Origin of the sequence: Peribacillus frigoritolerans (assembly GCF_030676415.1) — a bacterium.
Lineage (GTDB): Bacteria > Bacillota > Bacilli > Bacillales > DSM-1321 > Peribacillus > Peribacillus frigoritolerans_A.
The window spans coordinates 34,892-50,368 of sequence record NZ_JAUUTW010000001.1; the positions used below are offsets into that span (position 1 = coordinate 34,892).

A 15,477-nucleotide genomic window follows, 5' to 3' on the forward strand; every position below is an offset into this window, starting at 1 on the left:
GCCGGACATTTTTATGTCCGGCATTTTTTAATGATTAAATTCCAATTAGCAGATTTTCTTTTTAAATTTAAAATAGGACGCAAGTTATTTTCACATTCGGGCAAAATAGCTAATGATAAAGAAAGAAGGGAGGTTGCCAAAAATGATGAAGAAAATTTTTGCACTAATTGGGGGATCTTTATTATCTATTATGTTCCTTGCTGGATGTGGAACGGATAATGATGACAACAACAATCCCGCACCAGAAGAAGATAACAACATCATTGAAGATGATAACAACGGTAAAAATGATAACAACGGCACGGATGATAACGGCATGAACGGTAATGATGATGGATTGCTTGAAAACGACGATAATAACGTCGATAATGATGCCGATGACTTGATTGAAGACGCTGATAAAAATGACGACAACAATAAGTAAGTAGCACAGAATGACAAAGACTGGCTTAGGCAAGAAGAGGATTACTATCCTTATTCGTCTAAGTCAGTCTTTTTTATGTGCATTCGATTAGGGGATGGGAATTAAGGGAAGGGTTTTTATTTATTGGTTGCTAATTTAGGCTTTGAGCGGATTTTTTGCTTGAACTCATTTATTAGTTCATCGCCGACGAGACCCTTTTGGACCAAATCTTCAAGAAGGAGTTCGGCATATTTGCTCCGTGTTTTTTGGATGTGACCAACGAATAGAAGGCTATAATGGCTGCCGACTTTTCTTATTGTGCGTAGTACAGTGTGAAACAAAGCCGGTTCATTATCCTTGTTGGTAATGACGGCCTGGATATACACCTCTCCGTTTATATCGGGAAGTGAAGGTTCAAGCTCTTTGAAATGATTTTCTTCTACAAAGGCTTCCAGTAACCACGATCTAGCGTCGTTTTCTTTATTTATAATCAATCCATCTGTTAATACAATATCAATCAAGTTAAAATTTTCAGTTACAATTTGCAACGAGATCAATTTAAATGATTTCATCTAATTCCTCCGTTTCTTGCAAGAAAGAGCGGTAATTACCTCTCTTTAACGTAAATTTTGGTACATATCGATTAATCCTTTTAAAGGTAATTATATCATACTAAAAAAAAGTCCCTTAATGAAATGAAAACCCAACATTTGTCTAAATTATGAAGGATAGGATATAAATTTGCAAAATATTTAATTTTGTTAACTATTCGTTTTTCACCTGATTTTAATCAATAAAAAATGATTTTGCATCAATCCAAACGGTTTTTTATGAAGAAAAATGAGGTAAAAAGACCATTTCCTCCATTTTTTAATCAATGGAAGAAAGAGTATGATTAAAGCATATTAAAGAGGAAGGAGTGAAAAAATGATTAATCAAGTTACCCTCGTCGGCAGGCTTACGAAGGATCCCGAATTAAGATACACACCCGATGGCAAGGCTGTTTCCAATATCACGTTAGCAGTCAACCGGAACTTCCGTAATACTGTCGGTAACTATGAGGCAGACTTTGTACAGTGTATCATATGGAAAAAGTCGGCTGAAAATACTGCTCAATATTGTAAAAAAGGTGCCATAATCGGCATAACTGGCAGAATACAAACAAGGAGATACGAAAATCAGGAGGGTAAATATGTATATGTAACTGAAGTGGTCGCCGAGAGGGTTCAATTCATTGGGTCTAAACAAAATGATGTTAAGCCTCAGGAATTTGAACATATTGGTTTATAGTGTTACGTGGAGGGTGGGCATGATAGCTTCCCTAAGGACGGAACAAGATTGTTTTTAAGAAAATGTTAAGAGTGGAAAAACCTAAGTGATTTTTTCCGTCATGTGGTGAAGACCCATGAAAACTTGTAATAATGAATATTAGGACCGATAATTTGATGCTTACTCAATTGGAAACACAAAAAAATATTTATATGACCATAATGAAAAAAAATGCACAAAATTTCAGAAATATTTAGTGAAACCTGACAGTAGTATATAGAATTTATTTTTCATCCATTCATTCCCCAGAGCTAATAAAGCTTCTTCCCCGCTGGAACCCCCGATTTACCCTCAACAAAATCGAGTTATCTGATTTCCCCCTTGTAATGACTGCAAATAAGCAGTCTTTTTTTGTGCCAAAATGTGTGTAAATAGAAAAAATAAAAAAATAATTCTGTTAAATTAGAATTTTTAGAAAATATATTGTAATATTTTAATTTTGATGCAATAATAAACCCAATAATATAATTGGAAAAAAAGTTATATATTAGGAAGTGATTTGATGGACGAACCAATTATTAAGGTGAATGGGCTGCGAACCAGTTTTCGTACTGACGATGGGGTGATCCCTGTCGTGAATTCAATCGATTTTCATGTCAATCCTGGTGAGGTTTTAGGGATTGTAGGAGAATCGGGATGCGGAAAAAGCGTAACTTCTCTGTCCATCATGGGTCTGGTTTCTTCACCGGCTGGTAAGGTGGAGGGGGAAATCCTTTTTAAAGGAGAGAACATCGCAAATGCCTCTGAAGCGAAAATGAGAAAAATTCGCGGGAATGATATAGCGATGATATTTCAGGAACCGATGACAAGCTTGAATCCTGTGTTCACCATTGGCGAGCAGTTGGTCGAGACGCTTCGGATACATAAAAAATGGAACAAAAAACAGGCCCGACATAGAGCGGTGGAAATGTTGAAGCTGGTTGGGCTTGGCCGTGCCGAGGAATTGCTCAAAGAATATCCGCATCAGCTTTCAGGTGGAATGAGACAAAGGGTCATGATAGCAATGGCCATGATTTGTGAGCCGAAACTCCTTATAGCCGATGAACCGACAACGGCTTTGGATGTGACGATCCAGGCGCAAATCCTAGAGTTAATGAAGAATTTAAATAAAGAAACAGACACGGCAATCATGATGATTACCCATGATCTTGGGGTAGTGGCGCAAATGTGTGAACGTGTCATTGTCATGTATGCCGGCAAGGTGATAGAGGAAGGAAATGTGCAAACGATTTTCCAAAACCCTAAGCATCCTTATACGGTCGGTTTACTTCAGTCGATTCCCGATATGCGAATAAAGAAAGATCGCCTTTACTCGATACCGGGTAATGTGCCAAAACCTGGGACAAGCAACCTAGGATGCCAGTTTGCCCCTCGGTGCTCCCATGCCATGGAGCAATGCATAAATGAGACCCCGTCTCTATTGAAATTCGAAGAGGGTCAGCATGTTCGCTGCTGGCTGTATGAAGATGGGAAAGGAGCTGCCTTTCATGAATCAAACATTGGTTAAGGTAGAAAACCTAAAGAAGCATTTTCCGATTAAAGGAGGGGTTCTAGGCAAGACAATTGGAGAGGTCAAGGCAGTTGATGGTTTGTCTTTTTCCATTTATAAAGGGGAAACCTTAGGACTTGTCGGTGAAAGCGGTTGCGGAAAGTCGACGACGGGAAGATTATTGCTTCGATTGCTTGAGCCGAGTGAGGGTAATGTTTATTTCGAAGGAAAGGACTTGACAGCTTTATCTTCCAGTGAAATGAGAAAGATGCGCCGTGAAATGCAGATGGTCTTCCAGGACCCATTCGCTTCCCTCAATCCCAGGCATACTATTGAAAAAATATTGGAAGAACCGCTCATCGTTCATGGGGTTAAAGATAAAAAGGCGCGTAAGGCCCGTGTACAGGAACTTCTTAAGGTTGTTGGCTTAAGCAGTTACCATGCTAAAAGGTATCCGCATCAATTCAGTGGGGGCCAGCGGCAGCGTATTGGCATCGCGAGGGCACTTGCAGTCAACCCCAAACTGATCATTGCCGATGAGCCGGTATCTGCACTGGATGTGTCGATCCAGGCCCAGGTCTTGAATCTGTTGCAGGATTTGCAGGAAGATTTTGATTTGACCTACTTGTTCATTGCCCATGATCTTGGAGTGGTAAGGCATATCTCCGACCGTGTCGGTGTCATGTATCTTGGACATATAGTTGAATTGACGGAAAGTGAAGGACTTTATGAAGATCCTCTTCACCCATATACGCAGGCTTTATTATCAGCCGTGCCCATCCCGGATGTGGAATACAAGGGGGATAGGGTAATCCTGCAGGGAGATGTTCCAAGTCCATCAAACCCGCCCAGCGGCTGTCCATTCCATACGAGGTGTCCGAAGGCGATGGCAGAATGCAATAAGGAAAAGCCAATCCTGAATGAACATAAACCTGGTCACTACGTTGCTTGTCATCTATACAATTGACACGACGTATACATAAATTCGCAAATAATAAGGGGGAAGAATATGAAGAAAACATTGGCATTATTGCTGACTGGTATCCTGGCTCTTTCGCTAGCGCTTGCGGGATGCTCCTCGTCTACATCAAAAGAGAAAGATGATGGTAAAGGGGGATCGAGTGAAGCGAAGGGCGGCGTATTGATATATGGTAAAGGCGGAGACGCTGTCGGTCTTGACCCAGCTATCGTAACCGATGGGGAATCATTCATCGTCACACAGCAGATTTTTGAAACGCTTGTGAAATATGGGGAAGATGATACGGAAATCAATCCGGGTCTTGCAGAATCATGGGAAGTGTCCGATGACGCAAAAACATACACATTCAAATTGAAAACCGGAATCAAGTTCCATGATGGTACGGATTTCAATGCAGATGCTGTCGTAAAAAACTTTCAACGTTGGGCACAAAGTAAGGATGAGGGTAAATTTGCATACTATGCCTCCATGTTCGGAGGATTTGAAGGTGATGAAGGCCATGTTATCAAAGAAGTAAAAGCGATTGATGCCAGCACGGTGGAATTCACTTTGAACCGTCCGCAGGCGCCGTTCCTGAAAAACCTTGCCATGCCTACATTTGCAATAGCCAGTCCGGCTGGAATTGAAAAAGAGGGTGACGACTTCACCAAAAATCCAGCTGGTACAGGTCCTTTCAAATTCAAATCATGGAAACCTGGCGATACGATTGAAGTGGTGAAAAACGATGACTATTGGCAAGATGGACTGCCGAAACTTGATGGAATCACTTTTAAGGTCATTAAAGATAACTCTGCGCGTTTAAATGCTGCAATCAAGGGTGAAATCGACCTGATGGACGGGTTGAATCCAAGTGATATCAGTAAGGTTACAGGAGATGAAAAACTGCAAATATTCGAACGAGCATCCATGAACGTCGGGTACTTTGCTTTCAATGTTGAGAAAGCACCATTCGACAAGAAAGAAGTGCGTCAAGCCATCTCGCATTTGATCAACAAAAAGGAAATCATTGATAATTTTTATGAAGGCACAGCAGAGCCTGCCAAGAATCCTATGCCGCCATCCGTTTCTGGCTACAATGACAAAGTTGAAGACTATGATTACGATGTAGAAAAGGCGAAAGAACTGCTGAAAAAAGCTGGACTTGAAGACGGATTTAAAATGGACCTATGGGCAATGCCGGTACCGCGCCCATATATGCCAGATGGTCAAAAAGTGGCTGAAGCCATTCAAGCAAGCCTAAAACAAGTCGGCATCGAAGCGAATATCGTTTCGTACGAATGGGCTGCATATTTAGAGAAAGTGCAGGCCGGTGAAGCCCAATCCTTCATGATGGGCTGGACAGGCGATAATGGAGATGCGGATAACTTCCTTTATACATTATTGGATAAAGATAATATCGGCTCCAACAACTATGCCCGTTATGCAAACGATGAAGTCCATAAACTGCTGATCGAAGCTCAGTCCACGGCAGATGAAGCCAAGCGTAATGAGTTGTATGGAAAAGCCCAGGAAATCATCCATGATGAAGCTCCATGGGTTCCGCTTGTACACTCTTTACCGCAGTTAGCCGGATCTAAGACGGTCAAAGGGTTTGTTCCACATCCAACTGGGTCACAATCCCTTGTTAATGTTTCTCTAGAAAATTAACCGTACGAACCGGGTAGTATGGAGTCTTGCATGCTTCCCGGTTTTGTTATGGAATGCATTTCAAAATGATCGAGGGTGCTTCGAAGGAACCTTATTTAAAAGGCGGGTGATTGTTTTGTTTTCCTATACTGTACGACGTTTAGGATCTCTCATTCCAGTATTACTCGGAATGGCGTTTATTGTATTCATGATGATTCGGGCGATTCCTGGAAATCCAGCACAGGTGATTTTAGGGCAGCAAGCAACGGAAGAGGCAGTCGCTGCAATGACAAAAGAACTTGGTCTGGATAAACCTTGGTTCATTCAATTTTGGGATTACTTATCAGGCCTGTTAAAGGGTGACCTCGGTGTTTCGTTAAAAACGAATAGTCCGGTTTCTGAAGAAATTGGGCCATACCTAATGGCCACGATAGAACTGGCCTTGATTGCCATGATCATCGCTGTGGTTATAGGCGTGAATGCAGGAATAATATCAGCTTGGTTCCAAAACTCATGGTTTGATTATGTCGCCATGGTGATTGCGTTGATTGGTTTGTCCATGCCTATTTTCTGGCTGGGATTAATGGAGCAATACATCATTTCAATTCAATGGGACTTACTTCCGACGACAGGGCGGGACAATATCAGGGATCCCGTTGAGGCCATAACCGGCCTGTATTTGATAGATACACTCATTGCTGGCAGGGTTGATCAGTTTTTCGAGGTGATTAAACATCTCATTTTGCCGGGGATAGCGCTTGCGACCATTCCGATGGCCATTATTGCAAGAATGACACGTTCGTCCATGCTGGAAGTTATGAGATCTGATTTCATTCGTACGGCTCGTGCTAAAGGAATGAAAATGTTTTGGGTTGTTTACAAGCATTCCTTTAAGAATGCCCTGATTCCAGTGGTGACGGTTATCGGGCTGCAGACAGGATTACTTTTAGGCGGCGCCATATTAACGGAAAATATTTTTGGATGGCCAGGTATCGGTACATATATTTATGATGCAATACTATCTCGGGATTATCCGGTGATACAGTCCGGAATTCTCGTCATCGCCTTTTTATTTGTCATGATTAATCTAGTTGTGGACTTGTTGTATGCAGCGATCGATCCTAGGATTAAGTATAAATAGGGAGGGAAACTCATGCCTGAAATAGCAACGAACACTTCACCAATCCTTCCTCCAAAAGAGGCAGAGGAAAAAGTCATCTCTCCCTGGAAGGAAGGATGGAAAAGTTTTAGGAAAAATAAGGTAGCCCTTGTGGGTCTGGGGATTGTTTCATTTTTCATCCTAATCGCCATCTTCGCGCCTGTTATAGCACCTTATTCATTTGAGGGGCAAAAGCTAAGTGATAAACATTTGGCCCCGTCTGCGGAGCATTGGTTCGGAACGGATGAATTTGGCCGTGATATTTTGAGCAGGGTCATTTATGGATCGCGCATATCAATAGGGGTCGGCTTCTTATCTGTTGCCGGATCTGTTGTGGTTGGGTCTTTTTTGGGAATCATTGCCGGTTATTACGGCAGGTGGATAGATACGATCATATCGAGGGTCTTTGACATCATTCTGGCCTTTCCAAGTATCTTGCTTGCCATTGCTGTCGTAGCCGTTTTGGGGCCCTCCCTTCGCAACGCACTTATTGCCATTGCCATCGTCAATGTCCCGATATTCGGCCGGCTTTTACGTTCACGGGTCTTAACGGTGAAAGAAGAGGAATATGTAACGGCTGCAAAGGCAATTGGAATGGGGGATGGTCGCATTCTCCTTCACCACGTCCTTCCGAATAGCCTTGCACCGATTATCGTTCAAGGTACCTTGGCGATTGCAACTGCCATTATTGAGTGTGCAGCACTCGGCTTTCTCGGTCTCGGTGCACAGCCGCCAGCACCAGAGTGGGGAAAAATGCTTGCCGATTCCAGGGCGTTCATCATTCAAGCACCATGGACGGTTCTTTTCCCTGGGCTTGCGATCATGCTTACGGTACTCGGCTTTAACCTAATGGGGGATGGGCTGCGCGATGCCTTGGATCCAAGAATGAAAAACTAGAAGTAAAAGGGTGATGTTAGTTTAACATCACCATCTTTTTGTCGTTTATCTTGTAAATCTATTAAAACATAAAAAATAATAACAAAATCCTAGTTTTAAATAGGAAAATAGTGACTATTATCTCTTAAAATCACTCCAAAAGTTGTGATACTTTTATACTCAGTAAGAATATTCCAAAAATTTCTTGTTTAGAGGAGGAAAGTTCATTGATTAAACGTAGCTTGTCCATTCTAGCAATCTTTCTATTAGTATTTACTGCAAGCGTTTCCGCAGCCAAGCTCCCAGATCCCCCGACAGGCTCGGGCGGTGCAGGTAAGAAGAATCAGGAAAGTATTATAAAGCTGAAGAAAAATGATTTGGGGAAGAAATACAAAAGTAACGAGAAGGTCAGGGTCATCGTAGAGATGAAGGAAGCCCCGGCAATAGAAACAGCTTCGAAAGAAGGGAAACTTTTTAAACAGCTATCGAAAAATAAGAAACAACAATTAAAGTCCGAAAAGCTAGCTAATCAGAAGAAATTGAAAAAAAAGGTGAAAGAGAAAAAAATAGCTTTCAAGGAGCTTGAAAGCTTTACGACAGTCGTCAATGGGTTCAGCGGTGAACTTCAGTATGGTGAAATCAAAAAGGTGGAAGCCATGCCTGAAGTTGCTGAAGTACATATAGCGAATGAATATGAACGTCCTGTAGAAAAACCAGAGATGCTTTATAGTAAAGAACTTGTCCAAGCCCAGGAAGCTTGGCGGGAATATGGATATAAAGGGGAAGGGATGGTCGTCGGGATTATTGATACTGGAATCGACCCATCTCACCGCGATATGGTCCTGAACAACGAGAATAAGGCAGAACTGACTGAAAGTGAAATTAGCGGGATAAAGGAATCTAGCCATCTATTAGGCAATTATTATACGGCGAAGGTTCCTTATGGATACAATTACATGGATGAAAATGAAGAAATCCTTGACCTTGGTGAAGGGGCTTCCATGCATGGAATGCATGTAGCAGGTACGGCCGGTGCCAATGGAGATGAGGAGAATGGCGGCATTAAAGGGGTTGCTCCTGAAGCCCAGCTGCTTGCTTTAAAGGTCTTCGGGAATGATCCCGACATGCAGACAACTTGGGGCGATATATATATTAAAGCGATTGACGATGCCATCATCCTTGGGGCGGATGTGCTGAACATGAGCTTGGGCTCCACTGCAGGTTTTGTATCGGCAGAAGATCCGGAGCAGCAGGCGGTATCCAGAGCTGTTGATAATGGGATCCTCATGTCGATTTCAGCAGGAAACTCGGCACACTTTGGAAACGGATTTGCAAACCCATCAGCCTCGAACCCGGATATTGGCGTTTCAGGTTCACCTGGACTTGCTTACGATTCTGTACAAGTGGCATCGGTAGAGAATAACTATATGGATTTGGATGCAGCGACTTATGATATAAACGGACAAGCAGGAAAAGCTCCGTTCATGTCGGCTTCAAGCGTACATCCCAATGCTTTGAAGGATAAAACACATGACTTGGTGGCTGCAGGTCTTGGGACGCCAGAGGAGCTTTCCAAAGTGGATGTTAAAGGCAAGTTCGCCCTCATCGAGCGCGGCACGCTTTCTTTTATAGAAAAGGCGCAAAACGCCCAGACAGCAGGAGCGACAGGAGTCATTATTTACAATAATGCCGATGGATATATTTCCATGGCAACAGATCCAAGCATCACCATTCCTCAGCTGTTCATGTTGAAATCGGATGGTGCAAAGCTGAAAGCGGCTTTAACGGATGGCGAAAAGGTGGAGATTACCTTTAATGGTGATAAAACAAAAGCTGTAAATCCAGAAGCAGGGAAAATGAGCTCATTCAGTTCATGGGGAGTCGCGCCTAACTTGGATTTCAAACCAGAAATCACTGCTCCGGGCGGACAAATTTATTCGACGCTGAACAACGATGAATATGGAATGATGAGCGGTACTTCAATGGCGGCACCACATGTTTCCGGAGGCTCGGCACTGGTTCTTGAAAGAGTGGATAAAGAATTTAAATTAGAAGGATCTGCCCGGGCTAATTTTGCTAAGAACCTGATGATGAATACTTCAAAACCATTAATGGATCAAGGTGTCGTCAATAAGGCCCTTGACTGGGAAAACACTTATTCGCCTCGCAGGCAGGGAGCAGGAGTCATGCAGCTGCAATCTGCATTGTCCACACCTGCTGTCGTGACCGAGGCATTCACGAAAGAAGCGAAGGTTGCAATGAAGGAGATCGGCAATAAGTTCGCCTTTACTTTAAAGGTTGAAAACTTCAGCAACAAAGCAATTAAGTATGATGTAAAAGGAAATATCCAAACAGACTATGCAATCCAGGGACAACTGGGTTATTCCGCTAACGAGCTGGAAGCACAGGAAATTAAGAACGCTTCGATTAAAATCAATAATAAAAATACAAATAACATTACCGTTCCTGCAAAAAAATCGGTTACATTCGAAGTGAAAGTGGACATATCCGATGCAAAGGTACTTGGCGATGACCTTCAGACTCTTGTAGACATTGACAAGGTCTTTCCAAACGGATATTTTGTTGAAGGGTTCATTTCATTGAAGGATCCAGCCGATACGAACCCGGCACTGAATATACCGTATGTAGGATTTAAAGGGGAGTGGGGCAAAGCCCCGATCCTTGATGGCACTAAATATGATAAAGAGTCTTTCTATGGCATGGCAGGAGGAGTATCGACAGCAGGTAAAGATTTCACTTACCTTGGCTATGACCCAGCGGGGAAAGCATTCAATGGCAAAAATATTGCAATTTCCCCAAATGGTGATGGTGCACAGGATGACTTCGTGCCGGTCCTATCATTCTTAAGAAATGCGAAAAAGGTAGAATACAATATATTGAATGGTGAAAACAAGTCAGTCCGGAAACTTCGCACAGAGAATAATGTACGTAAGGACTATTATGATGGCGGACAAGGGACCGCATACACCCTGGATCCGGCCCGTAAATGGGACGGTAAAATCAATAATGCACTCGCTAAGGATGGGGTCTATTATTTTGAAATCAAAGCGATGATAGATTACGAGGGTGCAAAATGGCAGACGTTTAAAATGCCTATCAAAATCGATACGGTAAAGCCGACAGTCAGGATTTCGAAAAAAGGCAATGTATTAACCATCCAAGGTAAGGATAATTTGAATGGTTCAGGGCTTGCTTATTACGATGTACAAGTCGATGGGGCATCCATCATGGTAGAGCCGCTCCCGGCTAATGCGAAACAATTCAGCCTACCTGATGTAAAAGGGGAAAAGGTTCAGGTTGTGGCAATTGACTATGCAGGTAATGAAAAAACGGCTGAAACCGAATTAGCAAGTGATTCAGCTCCAATCGATAATCATGCACCAGCTGTAAAGATCAAGAGTCCTGAAGCCTTGAGCGTGAACAATAAAAATAAAATCAAAATAACAGGAGAAATTGAAGAAGCGTCGGAAATAAAGGAATTCAAAATCGACAATAAAACGGTACCTGCAACGTATAACAAAACGAATAATAAATATGAATTCTCATATGAAAAGAAATTTGAAGATGGTGTCCAAAGCTTCACGGTTAAGGCAACCGATAAATGGGATAACACGGTTTCCTTTAAACGGACGTTTATTGTCGATGCAACAAAGCCGGGTTTAAAAGTTAAAGGTGTACCGGAAACTGTGGGAGTCAAAGGCAAAAATCCTAAAGTGGACGTGACGGTAGAAGATAATTTCGATGAAATCCGCCTTTACCTGAACGGAAGCGAAGTATTCTATCATGAATTCAAGGAACCATACAAAATGCGTGCCTATAAGAAGAAGATAGAGGATTTGGAGCTGCCGCTTAAAACAGGCAACAATAAGTTTGAATTTAAGGTGACCGATCTTGCAGGAAATGAATCGAAGAAATCCTTTAACATCAATAAAGCAAAAAAATAACGAAAGGCAGCCCTCTTATCCAAGAGGGCTTAGACTGTAGACAAATTCGAAGAAAGCGAGTGTGCCTACAGTTTTTTTTTGAAAAACGTTCCAGCTTATTTCAGAAACCTGCTCCCTTTCCGCCGACTGTCTGCCAAGCCGCATCAAAGTAAACGTCTGTGGGGTCTCGACTAGCCAGTTATTCGGCAGGAGTGTCGCAAATTTCTTCAATCTAATGAGGGTTTCATTCCATATAAAAAGGTGAAAATTCATGAAGGATAATCAAGTTCCACCTTTCTAATCATGGTTTGGGGTAATCCATTAACGAATCTCCTTTTGTACGAAGCCTACAGTATTCTTTAAAAAAACATACCAGTTGATTGGAATGGAAGGTACGAGACTCCTGCGGGAAAAGCGTGTCCAAGGGAGACCCCACAGGCGCAAAGAGCGCCGAGGAGGCTCCCGGACCGCCCGCGGAAAGCGAGTGCCTGGAGTGGAAATCAACGTTCCAATTGTACAAACCCTCAAAAAAATTGTAGGTAAAATCAATTATTATCGAGTTGGTGTATTGTTAAGCCCTCTTATCCAAGAGGGCTGTTTTTGCGTAATAAGATTTTCGGATTATGAATTTGAAGTATGAATTCTTTCGTGCTGATTTTGGAGTAGTTTGCTGTGTCTTCACCGTAAAAATAGGGAAATCTATTAGTGAGGAAGTATTTTCATTATCCGGCAGGTATATGGTGCGGGATAAAAGAATTAGGTATAAAGAACCTAATAAAAGGAGGGTATCTATGAATTATAAGAAGAAATCTAGCAATAAAGTAACTATTCGTGGAATTACAGTGAAATTCGAAAGGAGAGGAAGCGACAGGTCATATCTTACAAAGCCGAGTTTCTTTGATGCACTTCAGCACGTCAATTCTCCCTTTGAAAAGGATCCCCGCTCAGATTCACCCTATCAGGATTTTCCTCTATGTCAGGAGGTAACCCTTTCTTTTTTTGAAAGAGGTGCTAAAACATCTATTAATTATGACCCCCACCAAGAAAAAATCATCATTGAGGTAAGTTCAGAGACATATCAGACGAATAAGGGTGAGGCGCTTACTGCAATCCTCGATCATATCATGATCAACCATGGCTATCACCATTCTTTTTTCATTATCCAGCAAAAAGAGCGGAACGTAAAAATTGAAGCGGCTACTCCGTGATTTCATCTTCTAAAACTATCTTGGGCAGGGCATTGTAAGGCATGAGACTTCCGTTAATGTAACGTAATTCGAAAAGATACTTTACTCAATAAGGGTAGAGCTGCCACGGCAGCTCCACTAATGTTTTAATGATGAGCTTCCCCTATCCTTCAAGATGTCAAACCAACCGCCGAATGATCTTTGAAAGGGTTTGGATGCCATAAGCTAATTGTTCCTCCGAGGCGTATGAATATGAAAGCCGTATATGTGTATGGTTATTTGGTTCGTATATGTATCCCGGATTAAGGAGTATGTTCTCCTTTATCGCTTGCTTGAAAAGGTTTGGATTCACGATGGGTTTACATAATTTTAACCATATATAAAATCCGCCTTGAGGTATTTGCCATTCAGCCAGTCCCCTAAAATATTGATTGAGCAGAGTTAATGTAAAATCTCTACGTTCTATCAACTCATGCCTTAGCCACTCCAAATGCTTTGAATATTGACCATTTGCTAACCACTCTGCCACAAGGTGTTGGGAAAGTGCACTGGAACCGTAATCCATTTGCATTTTAATGTCCGCTAAACGTTCAATCACAGTTATGGGGCCAGTAATCCATCCGATACGCAATCCGGGGCTTAATGTTTTGGACATACTGCCAATGTGCAATACAAGGCCATCTGCATCAAGGGATTTTAAAGGCGGCGGTGGTTCCTTTTCAAACCACAAATCACTGTATACGTCATCTTCAATAATCGGGATCTGTTCTTTTTTGCATAGTGATAGGAGGTTAAGCCTTTCTTCTTTTGTCCATGTAGTATTCGTTGGATTGTTAAACGTTGGAACCGTATAAAACAGTGACGCTTTCTTCCTTCCATTGATGCGCTTTATTTGTGTCGGGATACTTTCATGGCCTTGTATTGATAAACCTACCAAGTGCATGCCCGCAGATTGAAAAGGGTGAACGGAATTTAAATAGGAAGGGGATTCATGTAAAATCATCGATCCCTTTTGAAGTAAACCAACTGAAATCAACTGGAGTGCCTGAAGCCCGCCAGAAACGACCATGAGGGAGCTGGGACTTGTGTTGATCCCTTTTGTTTCTAAATAAACACTTATACATTGGCGAAGTCTCTTATCACCCTTGGGTTCGGAATAACCTAATGAGTGGGCATCAAAAGAAGTGGATCGCAACGTCTTTTCGATTTGTTTTGTAGGCAATAGAGCTGGAGATAGTTCGCCCGTGCCTAATCTGATGATGGCAGTGTCCGTTTCATACTGATTAATGTCCTGGATCGTTTTTAAATTAGGTTCATGAAGGCCATTACGGACATAGTTTTTCCAGTCAGGCTGTTTGCTGGAGACGAGCACATTCCATGTATTGTTCGAAACGAATGTGCCGGACCCAATCTTAGTTTCCAATAATCCGTCTGCAATCAACTCATCTATGGCTGTGATGATGGTACTTCGGTTTACACCAAATGAGTCGGCCAATGAGCGTTGTGATGGAAGCTTAGTACCAACTGGCCATTCCCCTCGTGTAATTTGTTGTTTGATCCAATCTACTATTTGTTGGTGAAGTGATTGGTCGGAAGTCCGGTTTGGTCTCCATTCGATAAACATACGAAAACCACTCCTTTCATGTTCTATATTCATCATAAATTGGTTGGTTTGAAAACCAACCAATTGGATGGTCAATTCCTTTGTTTTTTTCATTATACTGAATATGAAGGGAGGGGGTATTCGTATGGGGCCATTTTTTCACGGATTATTATTGGCATTAGGGCTGATACTTCCGTTAGGAGTGCAAAATGTATTCATTTTTAATCAAGGAGCAATCCAATCTACAATAAAAAAAGCATTGCCAGCAACGATCACCGCTGCAATTTGTGATACAGTGCTCATTCTGTTAGCTATTTTAGGTGTTTCGTTGGTTGTCATGCAATATGATTGGCTGCGCCTTACATTAATCATAATCGGAGTTATATTTTTATTGTATATGGGTTTTCAGATTTGGTTTGCCAAATCGAATGCACAGTCAGGTGCCCAATCCATGCAGATGTCGACCAAAAAACAAATTGTATTTGCCCTATCCGTCTCATTACTGAATCCGCATGCAATTTTGGATACGATAGGTGTAATCGGTTCGAGCTCACTTGTTTATTCAGGAAAAGATAAAATGATTTTCACCATAACGTGCATCTTTGTGTCTTGGTGCTGGTTCCATGGACTATGTCTAGCGGGGCGATTGCTGAAAAAGGTTGATACATCTGGAAAATTCCTTGGAATAGTAAATAAAATTTCTGCAATCATCATTTGGATTACAGCTCTCTATATGGTGAAATCACTTTTTTGAATCAGATGAACGTATTCGGACTAGACCATGCCAGGTATTCAAGAGTTTAAAAGTTACAGGATGCTTATGTATAAAAAAAGGGGAATGCATATGCATTCTCCCTTTTTTTGCCTTGATAAGCAAACAAC

12 protein-coding genes are annotated in these 15,477 nt (G+C 41.9%); 10 read left to right on the forward strand and 2 right to left on the reverse strand.

Annotated elements, in window-relative coordinates; translation table 11 throughout:
* Positions 1 to 142 precede the first annotated feature (142 nt).
* Complete coding sequence (locus tag Q8G36_RS00185) at positions 143 to 424, forward strand: hypothetical protein (RefSeq protein WP_305158434.1); 282 nt, start codon at positions 143 to 145, stop codon at positions 422 to 424.
* Between the two features lie 116 nt (positions 425 to 540).
* Here Q8G36_RS00185 and Q8G36_RS00190 read toward each other — a convergent pair whose 3' ends face one another.
* Positions 541 to 975, reverse strand: a complete 435-nt coding sequence (locus tag Q8G36_RS00190; RefSeq protein WP_305158435.1) for a YwpF family protein — start codon at positions 973 to 975, stop codon at positions 541 to 543.
* A 355-nt stretch (positions 976 to 1,330) separates the two neighbouring features.
* Here Q8G36_RS00190 and ssb point away from each other — a divergent pair, with 355 nt between their 5' ends.
* From ssb to Q8G36_RS00230, 8 genes are all read left to right on the forward strand, one after another.
* Positions 1,331 to 1,693 (forward strand): single-stranded DNA-binding protein, encoded by a 363-nt coding sequence (gene ssb / locus Q8G36_RS00195; RefSeq protein ID WP_305158436.1) that lies wholly within the window; start codon positions 1,331 to 1,333, stop codon positions 1,691 to 1,693.
* 541 nt (positions 1,694 to 2,234) lie between these two features.
* On the forward strand, positions 2,235 to 3,239 hold the full coding sequence (locus Q8G36_RS00200; RefSeq protein ID WP_305158437.1) for an ABC transporter ATP-binding protein: 1,005 nt from the start codon (positions 2,235 to 2,237) through the stop codon (positions 3,237 to 3,239).
* A complete protein-coding gene (locus Q8G36_RS00205) occupies positions 3,220 to 4,188 on the forward strand; it encodes an ABC transporter ATP-binding protein (RefSeq protein ID WP_305158438.1) in 969 nt (322 codons plus the stop codon). The genes Q8G36_RS00200 and Q8G36_RS00205 overlap by 20 nt, the downstream gene beginning before the upstream one ends.
* Before the next feature lie 42 nt (positions 4,189 to 4,230).
* Positions 4,231 to 5,847 carry an ABC transporter substrate-binding protein gene (locus Q8G36_RS00210; RefSeq protein ID WP_305158439.1) on the forward strand — a complete coding sequence of 539 codons (1,617 nt, stop codon included), beginning with the start codon at positions 4,231 to 4,233 and terminating at the stop codon, positions 5,845 to 5,847.
* A gap of 115 nt (positions 5,848 to 5,962) precedes the next feature.
* Positions 5,963 to 6,967: an ABC transporter permease gene (locus tag Q8G36_RS00215; RefSeq protein WP_305158440.1), complete on the forward strand. Its 1,005-nt coding sequence runs from the start codon at positions 5,963 to 5,965 to the stop codon at positions 6,965 to 6,967.
* Positions 6,968 to 6,979: 12 nt separating this feature from the next.
* Entirely contained in the window at positions 6,980 to 7,882 is a 903-nt protein-coding gene (locus Q8G36_RS00220; protein ID WP_305158441.1) for an ABC transporter permease, read from the forward strand.
* A gap of 206 nt (positions 7,883 to 8,088) precedes the next feature.
* Positions 8,089 to 11,826, forward strand: coding sequence for a S8 family serine peptidase (locus Q8G36_RS00225; protein ID WP_305158442.1), 3,738 nt, complete (start codon positions 8,089 to 8,091; stop codon positions 11,824 to 11,826).
* A gap of 770 nt (positions 11,827 to 12,596) precedes the next feature.
* A complete protein-coding gene (locus tag Q8G36_RS00230; protein WP_305158443.1) occupies positions 12,597 to 13,013 on the forward strand; it encodes a hypothetical protein in 417 nt (138 codons plus the stop codon).
* 157 nt (positions 13,014 to 13,170) lie between these two features.
* Here Q8G36_RS00230 and Q8G36_RS00235 read toward each other — a convergent pair whose 3' ends face one another.
* Complete coding sequence (locus Q8G36_RS00235; RefSeq protein WP_305158444.1) at positions 13,171 to 14,616, reverse strand: PLP-dependent aminotransferase family protein; 1,446 nt, start codon at positions 14,614 to 14,616, stop codon at positions 13,171 to 13,173.
* Positions 14,617 to 14,740: 124 nt separating this feature from the next.
* On the opposite strand from Q8G36_RS00235, the gene Q8G36_RS00240 reads away from it, so the two are divergent.
* Positions 14,741 to 15,349: a LysE/ArgO family amino acid transporter gene (locus Q8G36_RS00240; protein WP_305158445.1), complete on the forward strand. Its 609-nt coding sequence runs from the start codon at positions 14,741 to 14,743 to the stop codon at positions 15,347 to 15,349.
* The last annotated feature ends 128 nt before the right edge of the window (positions 15,350 to 15,477 follow it).